This is a genomic window from Stenotrophomonas terrae, assembly GCF_001431465.1.
Lineage (GTDB): Bacteria > Pseudomonadota > Gammaproteobacteria > Xanthomonadales > Xanthomonadaceae > Stenotrophomonas > Stenotrophomonas terrae.
The window spans coordinates 92952-117572 of the sequence record NZ_LDJJ01000005.1 but is presented as its reverse complement, the minus strand read 5'-3'; the positions used below and the strand labels follow the sequence as shown (position 1 = coordinate 117572).

Genomic DNA, 24621 nt, shown 5'->3' with positions numbered 1-24621 from the left:
GCGCAGCGCACCCGGGGAATAGGTAGTCAAAGAAGCCGGGCAGATGCTCGGCTTTTTTGTTCTTACTGGTAGCCGTTGGCTTTCATGCAAACAGGCACTTTCCCGTCTCCGGTGTGATCTTCTGCCATGGTGATCAGCACGACGCCCCGGGTGCGCTGCGCTTACCCGGGCTACGGTGGATCACAAGGCGACGGGTGATTTGCGTACGGATCGCGCGACGTGTGCTGCTTCGGTGCATGGCTACGCTTGAGCGATGGTCAACTATCGACGCAACCGCATTGCTGGCGGCACGTACTTCTTCACCGTGACGTTGCGTGACAGGCGTAGCGATCTGCTGGTGCGGGAGATCGATGCGCTGAAACGGGCGTGGCGCAATGCGGCGCGCCGGGTGCCTCACCTGGTTTTGGCTGCGGTGGTGCTACCGGAGCATCTGCATGCGGTGATCCAGCTGGATGCCAGCACTGATGACTATCCACGGCTGTGGCAGGACATCAAGAAAGGCTTCACCCGTAGAGTCTTCGCGCCGGGCTATCGATCCCCTTGGCAGGCGCGCTATTGGGAGCGAACGATCCGCGATGAAGCCCAGCTTCAAGCCTGCGTGGACTACGTGCATATCAATCCGTTGAAGCATGGCTGGGTGACAGCGGTGTGCGACTGGCGGCACTCGACATTTCATCGATACGTCCGCGAGGGTTTGTTGCCGGAAGACTGGGCATGCGACGAGTCAACGCCAGATGTTGGCTTTGGAGAGCCAGCGCGGTAACCCGTAGCCCGGGTAAGCGCAGCGCACCCGGGGCTTGTGATGATCAAGGGCAGCGCTCAGCCGACTTGTTGCCTGTTCTCCTGGGTCGTTCGGCAGTTAGAGGAGTCGCGACTCTGCATGGCTTCTGGATTCATGCGGCTCCGGGTGCGCTGCGCTTACCCGGGCTACAAAAGCGGTGTTTGTTCAGCACACTTGGATTTCCGATTGGCGAGGCTTGATTCTGGCCGGCATAGGTAGTCGAAAGTTGACATTGAATCGTAAAGAAATTCCTTGGGCGTGCACCGCGTTTTACATGTGTATTTCGAGCTACATCAATGGCTTGAGGATTTGGATGGCAGTGGGATTGCGCGCCGAGTATCGTAAAGGAATGAGACGCCATCATGACCGGGCCTCACTCATCTACCGTCCTTGAAAAAGCACCAGTTGCTTCAACGAAACTGCAGCTGATCTTGAGGGCAAGCAAGTACCCTTGGTGGGCCGGGCCGGGCCGGGCCGGGCCGAGCGGGGCTGTTCGTCGTTGCATGCAACTGCAGGATGCCTGCGTCCAGCAGCTTGCGTAGTTGCTCGACTGAAGGTTTGCAACGACGTCGGGTCGGTGGGGAACACCGCTGCGGCCGGAAGCGGACTGGCAAGCCTGCCTGCGGTCTTCCAGTCTTTCCATACCTCAAGCGCAGTAATCAGTTCGTAGGTGTACTTGGTCCCGCTGTACCCAATACGGGGTTGGCTGACCATTGCATCGGTGCCCACAGCGTCGGCAGCTGCGCCAGAACCTGTGCTGCCACTTCCACGGACGAGGTTGATCGCATATCTACGGTCCAGTCACCGCGAACGCCCATCCAGTTAAAGTGCTGAAGGTCGGGTTCGGTCTTCAGCGGCGTCCGCGTTACCTGCTTGCTCTGGATCAACCCAGGGAATGGAAGGTCGGGTAGTGTTTCTGCGCCTTCGACCGCTTCCTCAAACAGTGGACGCAAGAATGTGGCAGTGCGGCGGCGTACCTCTTCATCATCCAGTCCCTGGAATTCCGGCGCGTAGCTGATATGCATATCCAAGGTGGCGGTCTCGCCATCAGGTGCGATGTAAAGGTAGTGATAGTACGTGCGCTTGCTGCGTTGCGAGGCCGCTTGGACACCTTGCAGTACCCAAGCGCCGGCGACCAACGGAAGCACGGTATGGGCTACGCCGTCCGCAATACGGCTCTGATCGAAATTCCATTGCCACTGGGCTGAAGGCAAATTCGCCTCCTTCAACATCAGGCGCTGGTAGCGCTGTACCGCTGCGTTGTCGCCGGCGAGGGATGCACTTATCAGTCCCTCCCTTATCAGTATTTCCATCTGGTCAGATACCGGCCTCCCGCCGGAGGCTGCAACCTGCGCCAGTACCTGATCAATCGCCTGCATGGATTCGATGTGCAGGCCTTCATGGCGCAGTGTCACCAACAGCAGGTTGAGTGCGCCCATATGTTCGTAAGCATTGGGTATGTGCAGCGAGGTCTGCAATAGATCCCTTGCTTGAACGGTGGCCTGGGTCCAATGTCCGGCATTGATCGCGCCCACAACGCTGCTGCGCTGTTGTAGAAAAGCGGCGTACTGTGCTTGCGTCAGTCGCTGCTTTTCTGCGGCACTGGCCGATAGCGACGCCGCGAGGAGTACCAAGGCCAGGGTAGCCGTGATGATCAGGTGAGAACCGATATGCCTATCCATGTGCATCGTCCGGAGTTTGAAAGCGGAATCCGGAGGATAGCTGATGAGGTGAGTGCGCCAACCATTCAATGTGGCGGCTATGCCTTGTCAGGGCGCAGGCGGTGCCATCGGAGCGTCGTGACCCGGGTGCCGCCGGGGCTTGTGATGGCCAGGTAATGCGTTCAGCCACTCAGTCGACTTGCTATCAATTTTTGGCGCCGTCTTTGGCATTCGCGCAACTGCGGTCTCGTGGGATTCATGTGCTCCCCGGGTGCGCTGCGCTTACCCGGGCTACAAGGCTGCCCCAATGAAGAAGGTTGAGCGAGAGATCGAGTTGCTTGGCTCGGCGACTGCGGTTGAAATGGTCTTGTTGGACGCACCTTCGGAGGATCGGTTACGCGCTATGCACCGTCGGTATTCTGAGACGTTCAATGAGCTTAAAGGGCCCATGTCCGAGAAGTGATGAGCTTAAAACGGGGTCGAGTAGCCGACCCCGATGTCATTGATCGAATCGCAGACCAAGATGTCCAGGCTCTCTATTGGAGGCTTGGAAGGAATCAATGAGTCGGTGGCTTCTTTGCGACTAGTATCCCGACGAAGATAAACATGGCTGCGCTGGCCGCATTGACTGGAACGGGAGCACCCTGCCATATCTCGATACATCCGGGGATGATGAATGACAGTCCCTGGCGATAAAGGGCGATCGCTAGCTTTTTCAACATTTTGGCTCTCATCGGGCGATTAAGGGGGGTGCCCGTTGAACAAGCTAACAGCCAAATTTCGTCGTAGTGCATGGTAACTGGGCCAATTTTAAGCCAGTTACGCAACCAGATGGACGGGGGCAGGTTCACTCCCGCGGTTGATCCAATTCTGCTGCCGAAGCCGGGAAAGATTGATGCTTCCGTTTTGGGCTGCATCGTAAGGAGTATTTGAACTGACCACGAGTACTTCGCAAATTCCGCCAAACGGCTATCGCCTATCGACGGCCTTGATTTGGCGCTGTGCCGTACCAATGTCTTAATTTAGGTCAGCGAACGAGGAATGGAACAATGAAATGCCCCATCTGCACGGACGTGAATTTGACCATGTCCGACCGGCAAGGAATTGAAATCGACTATTGCCCACAGTGCCGTGGGGTTTGGCTGGACCGGGGCGAGCTGGACAAGTTGATTGAGCGATCCGTTGCCGATGCGCCGCAGGCCCGTCAACCGGAGCCGCGCAACGTCAGCCCTCCGCAGTACGATTCGCGTGATAGCGGCTATTACAAACACAAGAAAAAGAAGAGCCTGCTTGGCGAGCTTTTCGACTTCTAGCAGAGATGGATAAAACAGGGCCAGAGCGTGGTTCTCGCTCTGGCCCTTGTTCGTCTTGGTCCATCCTTCGCCCAAGCAATACCCATCGCGTCAGGCCAACTTGCGCACCCGCGTATCCGTCGCCGCCAACACCGCTCCATCCGAACCGTGCAAGCGCATCAACGGAACCGGCTTGCCAGTGCGGTTGTCGAGCAGCTGCGAGTGGCGTTCGCCACGCTGGTACAGGTGCTGCTCGCCCCATTGGCGCAGGGCGACCAGGATGGGGAACAGGCTCTCGCCCTTGGGCGTGAGCACGTACTCCTGATAAGCGGTGCCGTCCGATGCGGCATGCAGCTGCAGGATGTCTGCGTCCACCAGCTTGCGCAGGCGGTCGGTGAGTATGTTGCGGGCCACGCCCAGGCTGCGCTGGAAGTCGCCAAAGCGGCGCACCCCATCGAATGCGTCGCGCAGGATCAGTAATGACCAGCGGTCGCCGACAAGGTCGAGGCTGCGTGCTACCGGGCAGGGGGAGTCGGATTCCAGGTTTCGGCGGGACATGGCAGCTCCTGTGGATACCTGCATTGTAGTTGCATTTTAAAACCGATCACCGCTAGCATCCATCTAGTTGTTATTTGCAACCAGATTGGATGCGGCATGAGCCAGCCTTTGGAAACACTTCCGTCCTGCCGCAGCGCCTCCGTGCCGTTGGCGAGCAAGGCCATGCCGGCCGCCTTGGTAGGCCTGCTCGCTGTCGCCAGCGGCTTGTGCGTTGCCAATGTGTATTACGCACAGCCGTTGCTGGACCTGCTCGCCGCATCGCTGGGCATCAGCCTGGCCGCTGTCGGCGGCGTGGTGACGGCGACGCAGCTGGGCAGCGCATTGGCGTTGGTACTGCTGGTGCCGCTGGGTGACAGACTGGAACGGCGCCGCTTGATGCTGATCCAACTATTGGCCTTGGTGGGCGCACTGCTATGGGTTGCCTGCGCGCAGTCGCCGGGGTGGCTGCTGGCGGGCATGTTGGCGACGGGCCTGCTCGGCACGGCGATGACGCAGGGCCTGATTGCCTACGCGGCCAGCGCTGCCGGTGACGGCGAGCGTGGGAGGGTGGTGGGTGCCGCACAGGCCGGTGTATTCATCGGCTTGCTGATGGCGCGGGTGGTCGCCGGTGGTGTCGCCGATTTGGGCGGCTGGCGCAGCGTCTACATCGTTGCCGCACTGGCGATGTTGCTATTGGCGGGTTTGCTGTATCGCAAGCTGCCGCGTTTGCCAGCGACGGCAGTGACAATGCCTTACGCGCAGCTGATTGGGTCGATGGCGCGGCTGCTGCGACAAGACCGGGTTCTACAGATCCGCGGTGTGCTGGCATTGCTGATGTTCGCCGCATTCAACATTTTCTGGAGCGCGCTGGTGCTGCCGCTGAGCGTGCCGCCCTATGCGTACTCACACACGACTATTGGTGCGTTCGGGTTGGTTGGCGTGATCGGTGCGTTGGGTGCAGCCGGTGCAGGCCGCTGGGTGGACAAGGGGCGGGGCCAGACCGTCACCGCGATGGCGCTGCTGGTGTTGTTGCTGGCGTGGTGGCCGTTATCGCTGATGCCGACTTCACTGTGGGCATTGGCGCTCGGCATCATCCTGCTGGACCTTGGCGGGCAGGCGCTGCACGTGACCAACCAGAGCATGATCCTGCGCGAGCAGGTCCACGTGCACAGCCGGCTGGTCGGGTTGTACATGCTGTTCTATGCGGCAGGCAGCGGGGCGGGGGCGATTGCCACCACGGTGATCTACGCACAGGCAGGATGGAGTGGCGTCTGCGCGCTGGGTGCAGCTACATGTGGCGCCGCTGTGCTGTTCTGGTTGGCTACCCGGCGGTTCATGCCTGCGGAGCTGGGGCAGCCAACGTAGGGAAAGGATTCTGCTTCAGCGTTAGCGTTGTGCCGGAGCCGTGCGCTGCAGTCCGGATAGCAGGCGGTGAGGTTGTTTCAGCGTTCCGGCTTCGCGGCTTACGCCGCTCCCACAAGAGATGGTGCAGGAGCTGTCCATGGGATCGGCCGCGGAATTGAAGCGGGTGGATCGGCGGATGCCCCATGTTCGCCAGCTGAACCCAGAAGCTACAATCCGCCCATTCCCGCAGGCGTACCCGGGAATGGCTGCAATGGACCGATTACCTGGGGTGAACATGAAAGTAGGGATGTTGTGGGCGGGCTTGCTGATGGGCTTGTTGCTGGGTTGCAAGCAGGCAGCAGTACCGGCTGCTGAAAATGAGGGCGACGATGTTGCGGCGCCGGCCCAGGATGCGACGGCATCTGCACATGCGGACGCAGCGGGCGAGGGTGAAGATGGCGAGTCCGCTCCGTATGAGGAAGGCGACAGCGATATTCCAACCCCCGCAGGCTTCGATTACGCGCCCAGCTGCGAGGAAAACCCGCTGGCGACGCACTTCTTCACTCTGGTCGGCGGCAACACCGTGGACAACTGCGGCCGTGCCGACGCCAAACTGACTGCAGCATTCGACGCATTGCTGAAGGAAGCGGCGCAGTACGACGTTGCTGACCCGGATGCACCGTCGCAGCGCGAGCGTCTGCTCAGCGGCCCCAGCGCGGCGGGTGCGCCGAAGACGCTGGGCGCGGAGACGTGGTGGTTCTACACGGCCTGCCAGGCGCACCAGTGCGATACCCATCAGCTGGCCATGCTCTACCAGCCCGACTACCCCAAACTGGTTGGTCGTCTGGTTTCGCATTGCAAGGTAAGTTGGTTGGGTAATCCGACGGCCGAGCAGCGTGCGCTTATCGATGAGATCAAGCCGGTGGACCCCGCACTGCTGAAGGACGATGCGCCGTGCGAGGACGAGGGCTGAGTTCGGCGGCGAGTATCGGCGGCACCGCACCGTGAAGTGTCTATCTGTTCTGCTTGTTCTGGTGATGCAGGTGGGCGCGCCTCCATGCCAGAGGGTGTCGACTGCTCGCAGCTGCAGGTCGTGGCTGCGGTGGCAAGTCTTGCGGTGGCGGCCGCTCTAGTGCGGCCGTCAGTCGAGAAGTTGATACTGGTTCTTGCAGATACGCTTTACGTGGATGAACTCGTGGTCATCTGGTGTGTGCACTTCAACCATTTCCTCCACCCAGTTTTCCGAATAGGCAAGGCTTGATTCTGGCTGGAAGCCTGGGTTCCAGGAGATATCGTAGATGGGCTGATCGCTGTCGGGTACATAGCGAATACTGAAAACGTTCAGTAGCGATTGCCTGAGGGCTATGCGATTGGCGTGCTTCCAGAAGGCGGGGTGCCGTGCTGCAGACACCGCTGATGCGAAGGTCAATGCGCAAGGTACTTCCGCGAACGCATCATTGATGGTTTGCTGGGCGGCGGCCAGCTTGCGTTCCATTGGATAGGCGTCAACGTACTCGACCAGGATCAGTGTGCTGCCGTGCTGGAACTCGCAGGTCCGGGGTGTGGAGTCAGTCCAGTGACCCAGCATGTTCTGCGGTTGAAGCGAGATGGGCATTGATCGTGATTCCAGATGGCGGGCACCGGTTGTTGCGGGGGTGCCGCAATTCATATGCCAAAGGGCGAGTATAGCTAGGCCGCTGCCATCCGCATTTCAGTCCTGTGTAGGAGCGACGTCAGTCGCGAAGCCAGGAAACCGTGCGTATCCGCAGGCTATGCAATTGCATAGAGCCAATGGCGATTGGATTCAGGGCTTCGCGGCTGACGCCGCTCCCACAGGAACTACAACTGTCTTGCCGCGTAGCCTGCGGTTTGTAGGAGCGACGTGAGTCGCGAAGCCGGGAAACCATGCGCGTCCACGCGCTGTGCAATTGCGCACAGTGTGTGGCGTTTGGAGTGGTGGTTTCGCGGCTTACGCCGCTCCTACAGGGGTGCTGTACCGACGGAGCTGTTTGTCAGCCTGCCGCGTTGTACGGCGGGTAGTCGATGTAGCCCTTGCCGGTGCCGCCGTAGAAGGTGGTCGGGTCGGCCTTGGCCAACGGGTAGCCGTTGCGCAGGCGCTCGACCAGGTCCGGGTTGCTGATAAACGGTACGCCGAAGCCGGCCAGGTCGATCAGGCCTTCGTTGATCAGCGCTTCGGCTGAGTCGCGGTCCAGCCCGCCTGCCAGAATCAGGCTGGTTTCCGGCAGCTTGCTCTTGATGGTCTTGAGCAGTGCATTGAAGCCGGCCTGGCTGGGCTCGGTGCGCGAGAAGCCTGCCTGGTTCATCAGGTGCACGAAGGCCAGCTTGCGCCTGCCGATGGCGTCGGCCAGGGCGGTGTAGGTCTCATCGGTCTGCGGATAGGACGGCATATCGAACACATTGCCGTAGGGCGACAGCCGAATGCCGGTGCGCTCGGCACCGATGCGCGCGACGATGGCATCGATCACTTCCAGGGTGAAGCGGATGCGGTTCTCCAGCGTTGCCGCCGAATACTGGTCATCGCGGTCATTGATCAGCGGATTGAGGAACTGCTCGTGCAGGTAGCCATTGGCGCCGTGGATTTCCACGCCATCAAAGCCGGCATCGATGGCGTTCTGCGCAGCCTGGGCGAAGTCTTCGACCACGCGTGCGACTTCTTCGGTGCTCAGCTGGCGTGGCGCCGGCGGATCAACCATGCCGGGCTCGCCACTTTCGGTATAGCCGAAGGCCTTGGAATTGGCGGGCTGCTTGCTGCTGGCGCTGACCGGCGCGCGTCCATCGGCCTGGATGGAGGGGTGCGACATGCGGCCCACGTGCCACAGCTGGGCGACGATCTTGCCGCCCAGCGCATGCACCGAGTTGGTGGTCAGGCGCCAGCCTTCAATCTGCTGCGGCGTGTAGATGCCGGGGTTGAACAGATAGCCCTGGCCTTCGCGCGAAATGGGCGTGCCTTCGCTGACGATCAAGCCAGCGGTGGCGCGTTGTGCGTAGTACAGGGCAACGCGTTCGTCGGCGATGTCGTTGGGGGCACGCGAACGGGTCATCGGTGCCATCACAATGCGATTGGCCAGCGGGATGCCAGCTAGGTTGTAGGGCTCGAAAAGCTTGCTCATTTCAATGTTCCAGGAAGGTCTGATAGGGGGAGGGCAATGGCCAGTAACACGCCATTGCAGCTGCGGTGCGACAGGCGCCGCAGCACGGACTGCTGGAACATGGGCACGGCTGCGGGCCACCTCAACCGGACAGTTTGGAAAAGAGAATTGCTGCTGCCGCAACATTCAAGCGCGAGCTGGCGATTGCGGCCGGTGGCGCCAGCGAAGAGGCAGGGGCGGCGCGATGCCTGCAATCACTGGGCTGTCGGGCCAAAATCGTTGTCGGATTCCCGGCTCATGCCGCTCCCACAGGTTGGTCCCTGCCGCAGCATTCTGATGTCGCCGATTCGCGGGCTTGTCATGCTCTTTTGCTATCGAAAGACGCTCCGGCTGGTTCCGTGCAAACAATGGCAGTCGGCGATCTTGCCTATTCAGGACGCAGCCCATACGCTCGGTGCTGCATACACAGGGGGATGTTGCATGGCTGTTCGTGGCTTTCTGCTTTCCACTTCCATCGCCTTGGCATTGGTAGCTTGTGCCGCAGCGGAACCGCCCGCGCCAGGGCTGCCCAGCGCCAGCAGCGGGCAATGCCAGAAGGACACCGACTGCAAGGCAGACCGTATCTGCGAGCAGGGCAGCTGCACCGCGCCGCAAGCGAAGCCTGTTGAACACCAGCCTATGCCGAGCAATGTCGACACCGGCGTCCCGCCTGTTTCAGCCGACGACGAGAAGGCGGCATTGGCCGCAGCCATTGCTGGCTACATCCAGCAGAGCAAGTTGGAAGCGATCGAGACCTCGTTGATTGAGTCCGAGCAGTTCCGCAAGCTGGTGCGTGGCGATATCAACGGTGATGGGCTTGCCGATCTGGCGGCGAGCACGTTGTTTGCGATCGAAGGCAGCAACACCGATTTCCAGCATCTGTTCGTTTTCCAGCAGCAGCAAGGAAAGCTGGTGCTGATCGATAGCAGTGCGGCGGATGCGGGCAAGCTGGCCGACTTTGATATTGCCGGCGGCCATATTCAGGTGAGTTACCTGGACTATGCCGACGAGGATTCGCGTTGCTGCCCGAGCATCGAGTACAAGAAGAAGTTCGTCGCCGCCGGCGACAAGCTCGTGCTGCGGAACTGATCTGAAGCCAATAACTCTCTGTGTGGGAGTGGCGTAAGCCGCGAAGCAGGCAATCTGCCCGCGTGCACACGACGGCAATCCAGCGCTTCCTGCGCCGTCGCATTCCGCGGCTACGAGGCATATGTGGCTCCCACACACCGTGATCATCACCGCTTTGAGCTAGCATCAGCGCACCGGGGACCCAGGGACTGGAACGCATGAAGATCGCAGTGATGCGCTGGCTGTTATTGCTTATGTGGCCGCTTGTGGCCAGCTCGCCCGTGTTTGCGGCGCCAGGCAAACTGCTGGAAGCCAAGCCTGTCAGCGGCGCCCCGGCCGGGGCCAAGGCCTGGCGCATCCGTTACGAAACCACCGATGTCGATGGTGATCCCATCCAATCCACTGGCGTGTTGATCGCTCCGGGCCGCGCCGCGCCGGCGCGTGGGCGCAACATCGTGGCCTGGGCGCATGGCACGGTGGGCATTGATTCGGCCTGCACACCCATCCGCACGCTGGACCAGATCCCCGGCCTTGCCGAGATGCTGGCACGTGGTTGGGTGGTAGTGGCCAGTGACTATCCGGGGTTGGGTACGCGTGGTCCGCATGCCTATCTGGCCGGTGACGCCACCGCGGCGGCGATATTGGATTCGGTGCGTGCCGCAAGCGGCGTTGCCGCGGCCGCTGCCGGTCGCCAGTTCGCGGTATGGGGGCATTCGCAGGGTGGCCACGCGGCGCTGTTCACTGCACAACGGGCGCAGTCGTATGCGCCGGAACTGCAGTTGCTGGGTGTGGTCGCGGTATCGCCCCCCACCGATCTGGCCGCGAACATGCAACACGCCGACACCACCGTCCGCGGGTTGTTGACCGCCTTCACCGCGCGCAGTTGGTCCAAGGTCTATGGCGCTGATCTATCCACCATTGCCAACAAGGCCACGCAAGGTGTGATCGAGCGCGCCACCCGTGGCTGCGAAGGCGATCCGTTCTCCGCCGCCGCCCTGCTGCGGCTGCTGCGCCTGCGCGCGCGCCTGGGCAACCTGGACCTGGCAGGACGTGCGCCCTGGGACAGCTTGATGGCGCGCAATTCGATCACTGCGCTGGCAGCGGGTTCACCGCCGCTGCTGTTGGTGCAATCCGACGCCGATGGACTGGTGGCCACGCCGGTGACGCAGGCGTTCTATCAACACAGTTGTCAGCGCGGCGTTGTTGCACGTTACCTGCGGCTGCCGGATACCGGCCACGCAACGACCGCTATCGCCTCCGCCGATCAGGCCATTGCCTGGATTGCCGAGCGATTCAGCGGCCGGTCGGCGGCCAATGATTGCCCGGCTGTGACGGCGGACCCAGCGGGAAGTGGTTGAACTGTTCAAGCTCGCCGGTGTGTGATGCTTGTCCGTAGCCAATGCATCAACGTTGCCACGCTGCTGTAGTCACGGAGGTCTCGCCATGTCGCTGCTGCTTTATGGTCACCCGTTCTCCTCGTATACGCAGAAGGTGCTCATCGCGCTGTATGAGAACGCCATCGCCTTCGAGTTCCGCTTGTTGGGCCCGGACACCCCCGAGTACATCGGTCAGTGGCTGCAACGCTGGCCGCTGGGCAAGTTTCCGCTGCTGATCGATGGCGATCACAGCGTGGTGGAAACCAGCATCATCATTGAATACCTGCAGCTCAAGCATCCCGGGCCGGTGCAGCTGCTGCCCGGGCAGCCGATGGCCGCGCTTGACGTGCGCTTCCATGACCGTTTCTTCGACCTGCACGTGATGAGCCCGGTGCAGCATGCGGTGGCCGGTGCCCTGACCGGCGACGATGGCAAGCGCGACGAGGCGCGCGGGTTTGCCGTGCAGAAGCTTGAGTTGGCCTATGCCTGGCTGGAAAGCCAGCTGCCGGGTCGCACCTGGGCCAGTGGCGAGGCGTTCTCGCTGGCGGACTGCGCGGCCGCGCCGGCGCTGTTCTATGCCGACTGGGTCCACCGTATCAGCGACGATTACCCGCTGCTGCTGGATTACCGCCAGCGCCTGCTGCAGCGCCCTTCATTTGCGCGCGCAGTGAACGAAGCACGCAGCTACCGGCATCTGTTCCCCTTGGGGGCGCCCGACCGCGATTGACCGTCCGTTGCTGCAGGCAGGGGCCAGTTGTCCGTGGTTGATGCTGATCTGGCCTGGCGTGTTCATCACGCCGCTGCTGGTCTTGCTGGAATCGCTAGGGCCGTGAGCAGGCGTAGCCGGAACGCCTTTTGCCGCGCTCTTGCTGGGATTGCCAAGGGCGCGGCAGGGGACCGGCTCAGGCCTCGATGCGGCGTGGAAACAGCAGCAGGCAGATGGCTGCCGACAGCGCCGCACATGCGGCCATCACGGTGACCAGGCCTATTCCGCCCAGATAGGCCAGGGAGCCGGACACGGCGGTAATCACCGCGCCGGCACCGAACTGCAAGGCACCCAGCAGTGCCGCGGCCGTCCCTGCATGCTGGCCCTGTTGCATCAATGCAAGCTGGCTGCCGGTCGGCATCAGCAAGCCGAGCAATGCGACGGTAATGAACAGGCCGGTGCACAGCAGCGGCAGGGCGCTGATGCCGGCCAGCATCGCCAGCAACAGCGCGCTCAGCACGCCGAAGTAGGCCAGAGTAACGACGCGATACGTCTTCAACACGCCCATGCGTGCATGCAGGCGTGGATTGATGATGGCGGCGACCACCAGCCCGGCTGCATTGAGCGCGAACAGCAGGCTGAACTGCAATGGCGACAACTGGTAGTGGCGGATGAACACCGTGGAAGAACCGGCGATATAGGCAAAGAAGCCGGCCTGGGCGATGCACAGCGCCATTGCAAACGGCAGAAAGCGCTTGTCGCGCAGGATCTGCAGGTAGGTGTGTGCGGTGCGCCCAAGTGCGAAGCCGGCACGCGCCTGAACGCTGCGGGTTTCCGGAAGCAGCACGGCAACCACGATGGCGACCAGCACACCCCAGGCGGCCAGTGCCCAGAAAATCACCCGCCACGAATCCAGGGACTGCAAGGCGTTGCCGGCCAGCGGCGCCAGCACCGGGCACAGCCCCAGTACCGCCAGCACCATCGACATCAGTTTTCCCATCGCCGCGCCGCTGAAGGCGTCCTTGATGATGGCAAATGCGATGACCATGCCGATCGAGCCACCAAGACCCTGCACGAAGCGCAGCCAGTTGAGTTGCTCGATGCTGCCGGCAAGCGCGCATCCCACCGAGCCGAGGCTGAAGATCGCCAGGCCTACATGGATCAGCGGCTTGCGCCCGAATTTGTCGGAGAGCGGGCCATAGGCCAGTTGGCCGAGCATCAGGCCAAGGAAGAATGCCATCAGGCTGAACTGGATGGCGCCAGCGCTGGTACCGAAGTCGGTGGCCATTGCGGGAATGCTGGGCAGGTACATATCGATGCCGAGCGGGCCGGTCGCGCAAAGCGCGGCCAGCACCAACGGCATGCTGCGCGGTCGCAGAATGCTCATGGGAGGTTAGAGGCGAGGGGGGGGGGCGCTTGATTATCCGCAGTTATGCGCGCGCTGTAAGACTTGAAAAAAAGCCTGGAATCAGAGCAATCGGCAGACTTTCAGCGTGATCGCACGGGCTTGCGGATTGGCGACGATTGTGAGCAATCGCCGCGCTTGGCAGGCGGCCGCCGCCATTTCGTATCAATCGTTGCCCAGCTTGGCCCAGCGTCCGCCTGGGCGCAGTGTCACCTCGAAACGCGCCCATTGGCGCAGCTCGGCGGCCGTGGCGTGGCCGATATCGCCGATGCCATCGCCAGCTACAACGGCATACACCAGGCGGTCGGCGGCGGGCCCCGACAATGCCGGGGTTACCGATACCCGGCGCACGCTCCAGGCGCGGCCGAGGCGGCCATTGCTATAGCAGTGGCCGGCTTCGATCTGGTCCGGATGCAGGGCATCGCGTTCGGCATGTTGCTTGGCCAGCTCCAGCAGTTCGGTCAGGTTTTCATCGGTGATGTCGACGAACGAATTGAGCTGGCCGATGGCGGCGTGGAAATCTTCCTGGGTCAGGTCCACGCTGCGCTGCGAAGAGGGCACGGTGGCGGTCTGCTGCTGCCGCCGCCGGTGCAGATGCACCGGGTAGCGGCGCCAGGCGAAGCAGGCATTGAAGGCGATACCGGCCAACAGGATGGCGGCGACATTGATCGCCACCGGCGTGAGCAGGTAGTGGTAGCCGAGTGCATGCACGTCGCTGCCACCGATCACCGCGGCAAGCGCGGTGGCGCCGCCGGGCGGGTGGATGCAACGCAGATAGTGCATCGCGCCGACTGCAAGGCCCACGGCCAGGGCGCCCGTCCAGGCCTGTTCGGGGAACATCAACTGGCAGCTGACGCCAATGAACGCCGACACCAGATGGCCGGCAATCACCGCCCATGGTTGCGACAACGCGCCGTGTGGCACTGCGAACACCAGGACCGCGCTGGCGCCCATCGATGCCAGCAAGATGGCGCCGCCGGGATGGTTGCCAAACCCGCCCGGGAAACACCAATGGGTGAGCTGGTAGACCACCGTGATGCCGATCAGCGCGCCCAGTGCCGAGATCCATTTCTCTCCATGGCTGGTCTGGTTGCGTTCGATGCTCAACCAGCTACGGAGGGGGTGCAGGGGCTTGCTGCTGGACGTCATGGCAGGTGATGGGCGTGAGGTAGCCCATTTTGAGGCCTTTTTCGCTCCACGCATGAGTCCGGATCGGGTCAAAGACCTGTCGCTGATGCGGATTTGTTTGCTGCTCATGCCCTGATTGCATGCCTTGGCACGCGGGCACGTTAGGATGCAGTGGGCTCCGTCTTGTTTGTTCACATAATGCTTTTTGGACCGTTGATCTCGTGGCCGTTCCTGCTGCTGGTGTTTGTGCTGCCGCTTGTCGGCGCCGCTGTTGCCATTGGCCTGCTGGTGCAGGCCTGGTATTTCCACCGCCATGGCGAGGGTGGCTGGGGAAATTTTTTCAACTGGAAGACGCAGATAAGCACCGTATTCGTGCTGCTGGTAATGGTGTGGGTGGGCTTTATGGTCTACAAAGTGGCGCAGTTCAAGCGCGAATTCACCATCGAGAACTGGCAGCGGTCCAGCCGCGCACAGTTCGTGCTGGATCGTGACTTTCAGTACGGCGAATTCAAGGTGCCGAAGGGGACCTTGGTCAATCGTCGCGATGTATTCGATAACGGCGAGCCGCAACGTGCGTTGGGATTGCGTGGTTTGGATGCGCTGCAGTTCCCCGCGCCGGTACAGCTGGCCGGCCTGTGGGTAAGCGCGCTGGAAATGACGCCCGGGCGCATGCGGCTGGCCGCTGATCAGCGCATCAGCCCGGTCTATCACCCCGACCCGGAGAGCGGGGATTGGGTGCTGGATAAGTCGCGTGCGTTCATCGATTGCAAGGCCGGGGAAAATGTCTGGTTCAATGCGCCGCTGATCGACTACGACATCCAGGCGGAATTCCTCATCGGTGAGCCCGATGGCGCGGCCGCGCGCTTCAAACCAAGTCAATGGCAGTTCACCCGCTGTGAAAGCGATTGGGTGCCGATGGAGATAAAGCCGGCGTTCGCCGAGCCGATGCCGGCGGGAGGCAGCCGCCAGGTATTCACCGTACAGGACTGATCCTGGGCAGCGCTACAGCGGTTTTACGCAGATTTGATGCAGATACGGGTCTGCCGCCATCGCCGGTTTATGTGTGCGGCGGGAACAATTCCGCATCGCCGCGCAGCTCGCGTGGCCGCCTTCGGAAAACCCATGAAAACCCGCCGTGCTTCGCTGTATCTCGCCACCCTTGTTGCCTTCACCGCCAGTGCCGATGCATTGGCCATCGACACCAGCGGCAGCGCCGCGCTGACCAGCGATTACGTCTGGCGCGGTTCCACCCAGAGCCAGGGGGATGCCGCGATACAGGCAGGCTTCCGCCTGGCCGGCGCCAATGGGGCGTATGCCGCTGTCTCCGGTTCCAGCGTTGAGTTCGCGCCGGAGACCCATGCCAGCAGCGAGCTTGATTTCATCGTCGGCTGGAACGGCAAACTGGCTGATGCCTGGACGCTGGACGCCAACCTGCTGCATTACCGCTATCCCGCCACCACGGTCGACCTCAACTGGACCGAGCTCAATACCACGCTGACCTGGAAGCACAACTACTGGCTGTCGCTGGGCTGGTCGCCGCAGGCGCTGGGGACCACGCAGGACGGCCTCTACAGTCAGCTTGGCGTGCGCCTGCCGGTGTCACCGCAACTGCGGCTGGAAGCCGCTGCCGGCTGGTACCAGCTGCAGGACGCTGCTGGTGGTGGCTACGCGCACGGCCAACTCAGTGCGATATGGGCAGTAGCTGCCCCCGTCGAGCTGCGCCTGAGCGGGCATTTTACAGATCAGCATGCGCGAGAACTGTTTGGCGACAACGCCGCAGGCACCCGTTGGGAAGCCGCCGTGCAGGCATCGTTCTGATAGCCGCCAGTGCTGTGGCTGTAGGAGCGGCGTAAGTCGCGAAGCTGACATCAACGAGTGATGACTTCATCCACGATCTGAAGATGTATGAGCTTCGCGACCGACGTCGCTCCCACAGAAGCGCATTGACGCCGCCTTTGTAGGAGCGGCGTAAGCCGCGAAGCTGGCATCAATGAGCAATCACCTGGTCTGCGACCTGAAGATGTACGAGCTTCGCGACTGACGTCGCTCCTACAGGAGCGCGTTGGCGCCGCCTTTGTGGGAGCGGCGTAAGCCGCGAAGCTAGAGGCATTGAAGAGCCCCGTCAGCCACGATCCGGCAGTGCACGGGAATCGCCACTCACACGCTGCACGCGGCTGCCGGCAAAGCTCAGCGTCAGTTGGATAACAGCGATAAGCGCAATGATCATTGATGCCTCACCGCTGCTGCCCAGGAAGGCCATCAGCAATCCGATCAGCCCCAGGGTTGAAAGGGCATCGAACAACAACCGACTAAAGCACCATGTACACGCCAGTAACAGCAGATACGTCGCTGCGGGAATCGCGGGTGTCCGTGTGATGAAGTAGATAATGTCCACGTGTGAGGTGCATGGGCGATGGCTTCGTAGGTGCACAATCTAGCTGCGTTGCGTGTGCTCCGTATGCGCCCAATGTGAAGCGAATTTGAAGTGCTAGCCGCCGGATTCTGGTAACGAAAATGTTGTGGAAATTCACCACAACCACCTGTTAGCTTTTGGCATCCAGCAGACCTCCATCAGGCGCACTTTGACTTCTTCCCCACGCATCACGCCACTACGCACGACAGGCTTGCTTCTGCTGCTGGTCGTACTGGTATTGGCCGGCAGCTGGTTTTGGCGTCAACCCTTCAGCGTGGTCGCCCGCGAGAGCTGGAAGCTCTCCCGCTTGCCGCCGCCAACGGCCATTGCGGTGCCGGTGCAGGGCATCAAGCCGCGCCAGATCGCCAACACGTTCGGCGCGCCACGCGGCCGCGATCGCAAACACCATGGCGTCGATATCTTCGCCAAGCGCGGTACGCCAGTGCTGGCGGCCACCGATGGCGTGGTGGCGGCAGTGCGTGACAGCGGCCTGGGCGGGCGTCAGGTGTGGGTCATCGGGCCGGCCGGGCAACGGCATTACTACGCGCATCTGCAGGACTGGGTGCCGGGGCTGGCCTACGGGCGCGTTGTCCAGGCGGGCGATGTGCTGGGCTTTGTCGGTGACAGCGGCAATGCGCGCGGCACGCCGCCGCACCTGCATTACGGCATCTACGCGGGCGATGGCCCGTTCGACCCGCTGCCGCTGATGCATGCAGGCCAGCCGCGCAAGCGGTAAGGTACGCCCCCTGCAAGCCGCGCTGCCGCGGCGTGAAGCGCCCAACAATGCTGATTGACCAATTCGACCGTGAACACCTGTGGCACCCCTATAGCGCCCTGGGCAGCCCGCTGCCGGTGCTGAAGGTTGCGCGCGCCGATGGCGTGCTGCTGCAGCTGGAAGACGGCACCCAGCTGATCGATGGCATGGCCTCATGGTGGTGCGCCATTCATGGTTACAACCATCCACAGCTGAACCAGGCTGTGGTTGATCAGCTGGGGCGCATGTCGCACGTGATGTTTGGTGGGCTCACCCATGAGGCGGCCATCGCCCTGGGCAAGCAGCTGCTGCAGATCGTGCCCAAGGGGTTGGATGCGATCTTCTACGCCGACTCCGGTTCGGTATCGGTGGAAGTAGCGTTGAAGATGGCGGTGCAGTACCAGGCGGCGCGTGGCAAGCCCGGCAAGACCAATATCGCCACGACGCGCTCCGGCTACCACGGCGATACCTGGAACGCGATGTCGGTCTGCGATCCGGTCACTGGCATGCATGGTCTGTTTGGTACGTCGTTGCCGTCGCGTTGTTTTGTTCCCGCTCCGCAGACGCGCTTCGGCGATGACTGGGATCCTGAAGATATCGCGCCGGTCGCGCAGCTGTTTGCCGAGCGCGCCGATCAGCTGGCCGCCTTCATCATCGAGCCGGTGGTGCAGGGCGCCGGCGGCATGCGTTTCTATCACCCGCAGTATCTGCGTGAGCTGGCGGCGCTGTGCCGTGCGCATGACGTGCTGCTGATCTGCGACGAGATCGCCACCGGCTTCGGTCGCAGCGGGCGCCTGTTCGCCTGCGAGCATGCCGGCATCAGCCCGGACATCCTGTGCATCGGCAAGGCACTGACCGGTGGCTACATGACCCTGGCCGCCACGCTGTGCACGCGCGAGGTGGCCGATGTGATCGCCAGCGCCGAGCCGGGCGTGTTCATGCACGGGCCGACCTTCATGGCCAACCCGCTGGCCTGTGCAGTGGCCTTGGCATCGGTACAGCTGCTGTTGGCGCAGGATTGGCAAGGCAGAGTGGCGGCGATTGAAGGCCAACTTGAGCAAGGGCTGGCGCCTGCACGTGCGTTGGCGCAGGTTGCCGATGTACGCGTGCTCGGCGCCATCGGGGTGATCGAGTTGAAGGCCGGCCTGCGCCTGGAACGCATCCAGCAGCGGATGCTGGAACAAGGCATCTGGATCCGCCCGTTTGGGCGGCTGGTTTATGTGATGCCGCCATTTGTGATTGACGATGCACAGCTGCAGCAGCTGTGCGCGGGCATGGTTGCGCTGGTGGCCAGCCTGCAGGAAGAGGATATGCGCGCATGAGTGGCAGGATCGTATTTGTCAGTGGCATCGATACCGAGATCGGCAAGACCGTGGTCACCGGTTGGCTGGCGCAGCAATGGGCGGCGCAGGGCGAGGACGTGATCACCCAGAAGCTGGTACAGACCGGTTGCGTGGGTGCCTCCGATGACATCCTGCTGCATCGGCGGATCATGGGGACCGGACTGTTTGAAGAGGACCGCGATGGCACCACGATGCCGGCATTGTTCGCCTACCCGGCATCGCCGCATCTGTCGGCGCGGCTGGAGCAGCGGCCGCTGGATCTTGCGGCGATCGAAGCGGCGACCGCACGCTTGTGCGAACGCTACGAGACCGTGCTGATCGAAGGCGCCGGTGGTTTGATGGTGCCGTTGACCGAGCAGTTGCTGACGATTGACTACGTCGCTGGAAAGGGCTGGCCGGTGCTGCTGGTCACCTCGGGCCGGCTGGGTTCGATCAATCACACCCTGCTGTCGCTGGAGGCGCTGGCCGCCCGTGGCATCGCCCTGCATGGCGTTGCCTGGAACAGCCGCGATGACAGCAGTGACGAGGTGATCGCGGCTGACAGCCGCGGCTTCATTCGAGATTGGGTACTGCAGCGCTTCCCCGACGCGACCTGGTACGACGTGCCGCGGATTGATCTGGGCTGATTGAGTTCCTCGCGAAAAGCACCCCTCCCCAACCCTCCCCTGCGCGTTGCGCAAGGGAGGGGGCGGATCGGCGGTACTGACGCTGTTGCTTGTGCTCCCTCCCTTTGCCAAAGGCAAGGGGAGGGTTGGGGAGGGGTTGCTTCTGCCCCTGCTTCAGCCATTAAGGACGTTACTTCTTCAACTTGTACGCCAACACATAGTCGCCGGCCTTGGTGCCGGTAGAGCCGTGTCCGCCAGCCACCAGCAGCACCATCTGCTCGCCCTGGCTGTTGAGGTAGGTCATCGGCGTTGCCTGTCCGCCGGCTGGAATACGCACGTCCCACAACACCTTGCCGGTGGCCAGGTCGTAGGCACGGAAGTTGTCGTCGGTGGCTGCGCTCATGAAGGCCACGCCGGTGGAGGTCAGCATCGGTCCGCCGATACCGGGCACGCCGATGCGTATCGGCAACGGCAGCGGTGACAGGTCGCGGATGGTGCCGTTGCGGTGCTGGTAGGCGATCTTGCCGGTGCGCAGGTCGGCGGCGGCAATCGTGCCCCACGGTGGTACATGGCAGGGCACACCGATCGGTGACATGAAGGGCGTCATCTCCACTGCGTAGTCCGCACCCTTGTTCTCGTTGAGGCCGTGCTCGCCCTTGTTCATCGCGCGCCCGCCGGTCTCGTTCTTGGGTACCAGCCTGGAGACGAAGGCCAGGTAGGTCGGCATGCCGAACATCACCTGCCGCTGCGGGTCCACTGCCACGCTGCCCCAGTTGAAGGTACCGAAGTTGCCCGGGTAGATCAGGCTGCCCTGCAGCGTCGGCGGGGTGTAGCGGCCGTCGTAGCGCAGTTGCCGGAACTGGATGCGGCACAGCATCTGGTCGATCAGGCTCGCGCCCCACATGTCGGCCTCGCGCAGTGGCTTGGGTGCAAAGCTCAGCGCGGAAGAGGGCTGGGTGGGTGCGGCGTGCTGGCCGGGGATGTCCACGTACTGCGGCGCGGTGTGCTCGCTGATCGGCAGCAGCGGCTTGCCGTCGCGGCGGTCCAGCACGTAGATGTCGCCCTGCTTGGTCGGCTGCACCAACGCCGGTACCCGGCCCTGCGGCAGGTCCAGGTCTAGCAGCACCGGTTGCGCCGGGGTGTCCATGTCCCACAGGTCGTGATGCACGAACTGCTGCACCCAGCGCACCTGGCCGCTGCTGAGATCCAGCGCCACCACCGACGAGGCATAGGTTTCCTCGGCCGGGCTGCGGTACATGCCGAGCTGGTCGGGGGTGCGGTTGCCCATCGGGAAGTAGGCCAGGCCCAGTGCTTCGTCAGCACTGGCCACCGACCAACTGTTCGGCGAGCTGGGGGTGTAGACCTGGTTGGGATTGTTCGGGTCCAGCGGCGCGGTCTGGGTAGGGTTGCCCGAGTCCCAGTTCCACAGCAGCTGGCCGCTGTGCACGTCGTAGGCGCGGATCACGCCCGAGGGCGAGTTGATCGCATAGTCATCATTGACCGCGCCAGCGACGATGACCTTGCCGCCGGCCACCAGCGGCGGCGAGGTGGAGTAGTAATAGCCGGCCTGCTTGAACGGCATGTTGTGCAGCAGGTCGAGCACGCCGTTGTTGCCGAAATCGCTGCAGGGCTGGCCGGTCTGTGCATCCAGCGCATGCAGCTTGGCGTCGGCGCTGGGCAGGAACACGCGGCTGCTGCAGGCCTGGCCCGCTGCGGGCAGCGCCGCCTGTGCAGGCGCGGCGCCTGTGGAAGCGCTGGCCGCCGTGGTGGCCGATGTTGTCGTGGCAGCTGCGGCGGCAGGCTCGGTGTAGTACGACAGCCCGCGGCAGGTCTGGTGCTGGCGCTGCGGTTCCATGCCGGCGCCGGGGTCGAACTTCCACAGCACCTTGCCGGTATCGGCATCCAATGCGAAGGCCAGGCTGTGCGGCGTGCACAGGTAGAGGGTGTTGCCGATCTTCAGCGGGGTGACCTCATAGGTGGTCTCACCCACGTCCTGCGGCAGGCGCACGTCGCCGGTCTGCATCTGCCAGGCCAGCTGCAGCTGGCCGACATTGGCCGGGGTGATCTGTGCCAAAGGCGAGTAGCGCTGGCCATAGCCGCTGCGCCCGTAGGCCTGCCACTCGCCGTCCGGCTGCGAGCTGTCGCCCAGCGCCGGGTTGGCGTTGACGATGTCCATCGGCAGCTGGCCATTGATCTCATGCAGATGCCGCGGGATGCCGGCAAACGCCACCGCCGCCACGCCCAACGATGCCAGCAGCACCGGCCAGCCGGCCGGGCCGGTATAGCCGCGCGGGCTGGAGCGGCGCGAGGCCGGCAAGGCCATCAGCAGGCCGAGCAGGGCCGGCAGGCCCAGGCGGGTGGCCAGCGGCCACCAGTACAGGCCGGCTTCCCACAGCGACCAGCCCAGCAGTACCAGCAACCAGCCGGCGTACAGCCAGGTGGGCCAGCGCCGGTGCCGCCACAGGCCCCAGGCAACCATCAGCAGCAGCAGGCCGCTGAGCAGGTAGAACGGGCTGCCGTGCAGCGCCAGCAGCCAGCCGCCACCTACGGCCAGGGCCAGCCCGAACAGGCTCGTCAACAACAGGGTCAGAACACGCATGGCGTTCCCACAGGTCCAGAAAGATGTCCCTATGCTGCGCGCAGTCATGTCTGCATGGCGTCACGCGCGTTGTTAACAATCCCGCCGTAGAATCACGGTCTTGTCGACTGGGGACTGAGCATGAGCATTCTGGACTTCATCAAGAAGGAACTGATCGAGATCATCGAGTGGACCGATGACTCGCGTGACACGCTGTCTTACCGCTGGCCCGACGAGGACCGCCAGATCAAGAACGGCGCGCAGCTGATCGTGCGCGAGTCGCAGATGGTGCAGTTCGTCGCTGCCGGCCAGTACGCCGATCTGTTCGGCCCGGGCAAGCACACGCTGAGCACCCAGAACATTCCGGTGCTGTCCACCATCCTGGGCTGGAAGTACGGCTTTGAATCGCCGTTCAAGTGCGATGTCTATTACCTCAATACGCGCCTGTTCACCGGCAACAAATGGGGTACCGCCAATCCGGTGATGATGCGCGACGCCGATTTTGGCGTGGTCCGCCTGCGCGCGTTTGGTACCTACGATTTCCGCATCGTCGATCCGCCCAGGTTCCTCAAGGAAGTGGCCGGCACCGACCAGAATTTCCGCCTGGACGAGTTCGCCGACACCATGCGTTCGCGCATCGTCAGCGTGTTCACCGAGGCATTGGCCAAGGCCGGTGTGCCGGCGCTGGACGTGGCCTCGCGCTACTCCGAGCTGGGCGAGGCGCTGATGCCGCTGATCAACCCGGCCATGTCCGGAAAGTACGGCATCGAGATCACCAGCTTCATCCTGGAAAACGTGTCGGTGCCGCCGGAAGTGGAGCAGGCCATCGACAAGCGCTCCAGCATGGGCGTGATCGGCAACCTCAACGACTACGTCAAATACCAGATGGGCCATGGCATGGGCGAGGGCGGCGAAGGTGCCGCCGCCGCTGCGGTGCCGGCACAGATGGCGATGGGCTTCGGCATGGCCCAGGAAATGATGCGCAACATGCAGAGCGGCGCGCCGGTGGTGCCGGGTGCGGCAGTACCGCCGCCGTTGCCGCCGGCCGGCGGCGATGCGCCGCTGCTGGATGTGCTGACCCCGGAACAGGCCGCGCAGGCGCTGTCGGTGTCGGTGGAAGACGTGATGGCGTCGATTGCCGCCGGTGACCTGAAGGCACGCAAGATCGGCAATGCCACCCGTATTGCCCGTTCCGCACTTGAAGAGTTCCTGCGCGGCTGATGAACAACGCAACAGTTGGCAAACATCCCTGCCCGGAATGCGGTGGGGATCTGCAGTGGAATGCCGCCAAACAGGCTTTGGCCTGCCCCTACTGCGGCACCATCGTGCCGCTGTCGGAGGCGGCCGAGGGTGTGGGCGATGGCAGTGCCGGCGTGGTCGAGCTGGACCTGCTGGAGGCCTTGTCGCGGATGGATGCACAGGCAGCCATGCCGCCGCCGTTGCCGCCACTGCAGCAGGGCGGTGTGGTTGGCATGCTGCAGAGCATGGCTGCCACCCCGGCCGAGCAGCGTGGCTATGGCGGGCAACCGCGCGAGGTGCAATGCCAGAGCTGCCATGCGATCTCGGTGTTCGTCGATGGCAGGGTGGCCGACCGCTGTGAATTCTGCGGTTCGCCCTCGATCATCGCGCATGAATCGCTGGGCGATGCGATCACCCCGCAGAGCGTGCTGCCGTTCAAGATCAGCGACGGCCAGGTGCGCGACATCATCCGCCAGTGGTACGGCACGCGCTGGTTCGCGCCAAGCAAGCTCAAGCGCGCGGCGCTGACCGACACGCTCAAGGGCATGTACCTGCCTTACTGGACGTTCGATGCGCAGGTGTCCGCGCGCTGGACCGCCGAGGCCGGGCATTACTACTACGTCACCGTCAGCTACCGCGATTCCAAGGGCAATACCCAGACCCGGCAGGAGCGGCGCACGCGTTGGGTGCCGGCGTCTGGTTCGCTGCAGCACTTCTTCGACGACGAGCTGGTGCCGGGCACGGTAGGTGTGCATCCGGAGTTGCTGGCCAAGATCGGCCGGTTCCCGACCAGCACTGACCTGAAACCGTATACGCCGGAGTTCGTACGTGGCTGGACGGTGGAGCGCTACCAGGTGGATCTGCGCCAGGCAGCGGAGCAGGGCCAGGAGCGCATGCAGGAGCAGACCCGCTACCTGTGTTCCGAACAGGTGCCCGGCGATACCCAGCGCAACCTGCAGGTGCAGGCCACTTACAGCAAGCGCACCTTCAAGCACATCCTGGTGCCGGTGTGGCTGGTCAGTTACACCTATGGCGCGCGCAGCTACCAGGTGCTGGCCAATGGCTATACCGGTGCACTGGCCGGTGAGCGCCCTTACAGCGCGTGGAAGATTTTCTTCACGGTGCTGGGCGCTGTGCTGGGACTGCTGCTTGTGCTGTTGGTGCTCGGCGGCGGCCGCTGACAAGGTGAAGTTGCCTGCCCGATGCGGCACCGCGCCGCATCGGGTTCAGCCTCAGCCCTTG

At 63.0% G+C, this 24621-nt stretch carries 23 protein-coding genes; 14 read left to right on the top strand and 9 right to left on the bottom strand.

Annotated elements, in window-relative coordinates; translation table 11 throughout:
- Positions 1 to 253: 253 nt before the first annotated feature.
- Positions 254 to 763: an REP-associated tyrosine transposase gene (locus ABB27_RS01780; protein ID WP_057626507.1), complete on the top strand. Its 510-nt coding sequence runs from the start codon at positions 254 to 256 to the stop codon at positions 761 to 763.
- Between the two features lie 677 nt (positions 764 to 1440).
- Here ABB27_RS01780 and ABB27_RS01775 read toward each other — a convergent pair.
- Complete coding sequence (locus ABB27_RS01775) at positions 1441 to 2463, bottom strand: hypothetical protein (protein WP_152984382.1); 1023 nt, start codon at positions 2461 to 2463, stop codon at positions 1441 to 1443.
- 536 nt (positions 2464 to 2999) lie between these two features.
- A complete protein-coding gene (locus tag ABB27_RS19545; protein WP_152984381.1) occupies positions 3000 to 3359 on the bottom strand; it encodes a hypothetical protein in 360 nt (119 codons plus the stop codon).
- A gap of 132 nt (positions 3360 to 3491) precedes the next feature.
- Here ABB27_RS19545 and ABB27_RS01770 point away from each other — a divergent pair, with 132 nt between their 5' ends.
- On the top strand, positions 3492 to 3755 hold the full coding sequence (locus tag ABB27_RS01770) for a TFIIB-type zinc ribbon-containing protein (RefSeq protein WP_057626505.1): 264 nt from the start codon (positions 3492 to 3494) through the stop codon (positions 3753 to 3755).
- Between the two features lie 90 nt (positions 3756 to 3845).
- On the opposite strand, the gene ABB27_RS01765 is transcribed toward ABB27_RS01770, so the two are convergent.
- Complete coding sequence (locus tag ABB27_RS01765) at positions 3846 to 4277, bottom strand: winged helix-turn-helix transcriptional regulator (protein WP_211263658.1); 432 nt, start codon at positions 4275 to 4277, stop codon at positions 3846 to 3848.
- A 111-nt stretch (positions 4278 to 4388) separates the two neighbouring features.
- Between ABB27_RS01765 and ABB27_RS01760 the strand changes: the two genes are divergently transcribed.
- A complete protein-coding gene (locus tag ABB27_RS01760; protein ID WP_057626503.1) occupies positions 4389 to 5636 on the top strand; it encodes an MFS transporter in 1248 nt (415 codons plus the stop codon).
- Between the two features lie 274 nt (positions 5637 to 5910).
- Entirely contained in the window at positions 5911 to 6588 is a 678-nt protein-coding gene (locus tag ABB27_RS01755) for a hypothetical protein (RefSeq protein WP_083491087.1), read from the top strand.
- 168 nt (positions 6589 to 6756) lie between these two features.
- On the opposite strand, the gene ABB27_RS01750 is transcribed toward ABB27_RS01755, so the two are convergent.
- Positions 6757 to 7230, bottom strand: a complete 474-nt coding sequence (locus ABB27_RS01750) for a hypothetical protein (protein ID WP_057626501.1) — start codon at positions 7228 to 7230, stop codon at positions 6757 to 6759.
- A 397-nt stretch (positions 7231 to 7627) separates the two neighbouring features.
- Positions 7628 to 8746: an alkene reductase gene (locus tag ABB27_RS01745; RefSeq protein ID WP_057626500.1), complete on the bottom strand. Its 1119-nt coding sequence runs from the start codon at positions 8744 to 8746 to the stop codon at positions 7628 to 7630.
- A 36-nt stretch (positions 8747 to 8782) separates the two neighbouring features.
- On the opposite strand from ABB27_RS01745, the gene ABB27_RS19540 reads away from it, so the two are divergent.
- The 3 genes from ABB27_RS19540 to ABB27_RS01730 all read left to right on the top strand — a co-directional run bounded on the left by ABB27_RS19540 (position 8783) and on the right by ABB27_RS01730 (position 11935).
- Positions 8783 to 9853: a hypothetical protein gene (locus ABB27_RS19540; RefSeq protein WP_152984380.1), complete on the top strand. Its 1071-nt coding sequence runs from the start codon at positions 8783 to 8785 to the stop codon at positions 9851 to 9853.
- Between the two features lie 197 nt (positions 9854 to 10050).
- A complete protein-coding gene (locus tag ABB27_RS01735) occupies positions 10051 to 11190 on the top strand; it encodes an alpha/beta fold hydrolase (protein ID WP_057626498.1) in 1140 nt (379 codons plus the stop codon).
- Between the two features lie 85 nt (positions 11191 to 11275).
- Positions 11276 to 11935, top strand: a complete 660-nt coding sequence (locus tag ABB27_RS01730) for a glutathione S-transferase family protein (protein WP_057626497.1) — start codon at positions 11276 to 11278, stop codon at positions 11933 to 11935.
- Between the two features lie 175 nt (positions 11936 to 12110).
- Here ABB27_RS01730 and ABB27_RS01725 read toward each other — a convergent pair whose 3' ends face one another.
- Entirely contained in the window at positions 12111 to 13301 is a 1191-nt protein-coding gene (locus tag ABB27_RS01725; protein WP_211263656.1) for a multidrug effflux MFS transporter, read from the bottom strand.
- A gap of 183 nt (positions 13302 to 13484) precedes the next feature.
- Positions 13485 to 14468, bottom strand: coding sequence for an HPP family protein (locus tag ABB27_RS01720; RefSeq protein WP_057626496.1), 984 nt, complete (start codon positions 14466 to 14468; stop codon positions 13485 to 13487).
- Positions 14469 to 14645: 177 nt separating this feature from the next.
- Here ABB27_RS01720 and ABB27_RS01715 point away from each other — a divergent pair, with 177 nt between their 5' ends.
- Both ABB27_RS01715 and ABB27_RS01710 read left to right on the top strand, forming a co-directional pair.
- Entirely contained in the window at positions 14646 to 15437 is a 792-nt protein-coding gene (locus ABB27_RS01715) for a hypothetical protein (protein ID WP_057626495.1), read from the top strand.
- A gap of 132 nt (positions 15438 to 15569) precedes the next feature.
- The gene (locus tag ABB27_RS01710; RefSeq protein WP_057626494.1) at positions 15570 to 16265 is read left to right on the top strand and encodes a TorF family putative porin; all 696 of its coding nucleotides are present in this window, start codon (positions 15570 to 15572) and stop codon (positions 16263 to 16265) included.
- A gap of 304 nt (positions 16266 to 16569) precedes the next feature.
- Here ABB27_RS01710 and ABB27_RS01705 read toward each other — a convergent pair whose 3' ends face one another.
- Positions 16570 to 16842: a hypothetical protein gene (locus ABB27_RS01705; RefSeq protein WP_152984379.1), complete on the bottom strand. Its 273-nt coding sequence runs from the start codon at positions 16840 to 16842 to the stop codon at positions 16570 to 16572.
- A 124-nt stretch (positions 16843 to 16966) separates the two neighbouring features.
- Here ABB27_RS01705 and ABB27_RS01700 point away from each other — a divergent pair, with 124 nt between their 5' ends.
- The 3 genes from ABB27_RS01700 to bioD are packed head-to-tail and all read left to right on the top strand — an operon-like array spanning position 16967 to position 19583.
- Positions 16967 to 17596, top strand: a complete 630-nt coding sequence (locus tag ABB27_RS01700; RefSeq protein ID WP_211263655.1) for a M23 family metallopeptidase — start codon at positions 16967 to 16969, stop codon at positions 17594 to 17596.
- Between the two features lie 47 nt (positions 17597 to 17643).
- A complete protein-coding gene (gene bioA, locus ABB27_RS01695) occupies positions 17644 to 18936 on the top strand; it encodes an adenosylmethionine--8-amino-7-oxononanoate transaminase (protein ID WP_083491086.1) in 1293 nt (430 codons plus the stop codon).
- A complete protein-coding gene (gene bioD / locus ABB27_RS01690) occupies positions 18933 to 19583 on the top strand; it encodes a dethiobiotin synthase (protein WP_057626492.1) in 651 nt (216 codons plus the stop codon). Before bioA ends, bioD begins: the two co-directional genes overlap by 4 nt.
- A gap of 169 nt (positions 19584 to 19752) precedes the next feature.
- On the opposite strand, the gene ABB27_RS01685 is transcribed toward bioD, so the two are convergent.
- On the bottom strand, positions 19753 to 22161 hold the full coding sequence (locus ABB27_RS01685) for a membrane-bound PQQ-dependent dehydrogenase, glucose/quinate/shikimate family (protein ID WP_057626491.1): 2409 nt from the start codon (positions 22159 to 22161) through the stop codon (positions 19753 to 19755).
- A gap of 120 nt (positions 22162 to 22281) precedes the next feature.
- Here ABB27_RS01685 and ABB27_RS01680 point away from each other — a divergent pair, with 120 nt between their 5' ends.
- Positions 22282 to 23361 carry an SPFH and helix-turn-helix domain-containing protein gene (locus tag ABB27_RS01680; protein WP_057626490.1) on the top strand — a complete coding sequence of 360 codons (1080 nt, stop codon included), beginning with the start codon at positions 22282 to 22284 and terminating at the stop codon, positions 23359 to 23361.
- A complete protein-coding gene (locus tag ABB27_RS01675) occupies positions 23361 to 24560 on the top strand; it encodes a TFIIB-type zinc ribbon-containing protein (RefSeq protein WP_057626489.1) in 1200 nt (399 codons plus the stop codon). Before ABB27_RS01680 ends, ABB27_RS01675 begins: the two co-directional genes overlap by 1 nt.
- Positions 24561 to 24621: the final 61 nt, after the last annotated feature.

Excerpts from the sequence above, each read along its gene's own strand:
- ABB27_RS01685 (WP_057626491.1), bottom strand. The coding sequence starts at position 22,161 with ATGCGTGTTCTGACCCTGTTGTTGACGAGCCTGTTCGGGCTGGCCCTG.
- ABB27_RS01725 (WP_211263656.1), bottom strand. The coding sequence starts at position 13,301 with ATGAGCATTCTGCGACCGCGCAGCATGCCGTTGGTGCTGGCCGCGCTT.
- ABB27_RS01715 (WP_057626495.1), top strand. The coding sequence starts at position 14,646 with ATGCTTTTTGGACCGTTGATCTCGTGGCCGTTCCTGCTGCTGGTGTTT.
- ABB27_RS01730 (WP_057626497.1), top strand. The coding sequence starts at position 11,276 with ATGTCGCTGCTGCTTTATGGTCACCCGTTCTCCTCGTATACGCAGAAG.
- ABB27_RS01680 (WP_057626490.1), top strand. The coding sequence starts at position 22,282 with ATGAGCATTCTGGACTTCATCAAGAAGGAACTGATCGAGATCATCGAG.
- ABB27_RS19545 (WP_152984381.1), bottom strand. The coding sequence starts at position 3,359 with ATGCAGCCCAAAACGGAAGCATCAATCTTTCCCGGCTTCGGCAGCAGA.
- ABB27_RS01750 (WP_057626501.1), bottom strand. The coding sequence starts at position 7,230 with ATGCCCATCTCGCTTCAACCGCAGAACATGCTGGGTCACTGGACTGAC.
- bioD (WP_057626492.1), top strand. The coding sequence starts at position 18,933 with ATGAGTGGCAGGATCGTATTTGTCAGTGGCATCGATACCGAGATCGGC.
- ABB27_RS01720 (WP_057626496.1), bottom strand. The coding sequence starts at position 14,468 with ATGACGTCCAGCAGCAAGCCCCTGCACCCCCTCCGTAGCTGGTTGAGC.
- ABB27_RS01675 (WP_057626489.1), top strand. The coding sequence starts at position 23,361 with ATGAACAACGCAACAGTTGGCAAACATCCCTGCCCGGAATGCGGTGGG.
- ABB27_RS01760 (WP_057626503.1), top strand. The coding sequence starts at position 4,389 with ATGAGCCAGCCTTTGGAAACACTTCCGTCCTGCCGCAGCGCCTCCGTG.
- ABB27_RS19540 (WP_152984380.1), top strand. The coding sequence starts at position 8,783 with ATGGCCAGTAACACGCCATTGCAGCTGCGGTGCGACAGGCGCCGCAGC.
- ABB27_RS01710 (WP_057626494.1), top strand. The coding sequence starts at position 15,570 with ATGAAAACCCGCCGTGCTTCGCTGTATCTCGCCACCCTTGTTGCCTTC.
- ABB27_RS01755 (WP_083491087.1), top strand. The coding sequence starts at position 5,911 with ATGAAAGTAGGGATGTTGTGGGCGGGCTTGCTGATGGGCTTGTTGCTG.
- bioA (WP_083491086.1), top strand. The coding sequence starts at position 17,644 with ATGCTGATTGACCAATTCGACCGTGAACACCTGTGGCACCCCTATAGC.
- ABB27_RS01745 (WP_057626500.1), bottom strand. The coding sequence starts at position 8,746 with ATGAGCAAGCTTTTCGAGCCCTACAACCTAGCTGGCATCCCGCTGGCC.
- ABB27_RS01775 (WP_152984382.1), bottom strand. The coding sequence starts at position 2,463 with ATGGATAGGCATATCGGTTCTCACCTGATCATCACGGCTACCCTGGCC.
- ABB27_RS01780 (WP_057626507.1), top strand. The coding sequence starts at position 254 with ATGGTCAACTATCGACGCAACCGCATTGCTGGCGGCACGTACTTCTTC.
- ABB27_RS01770 (WP_057626505.1), top strand. The coding sequence starts at position 3,492 with ATGAAATGCCCCATCTGCACGGACGTGAATTTGACCATGTCCGACCGG.
- ABB27_RS01735 (WP_057626498.1), top strand. The coding sequence starts at position 10,051 with ATGAAGATCGCAGTGATGCGCTGGCTGTTATTGCTTATGTGGCCGCTT.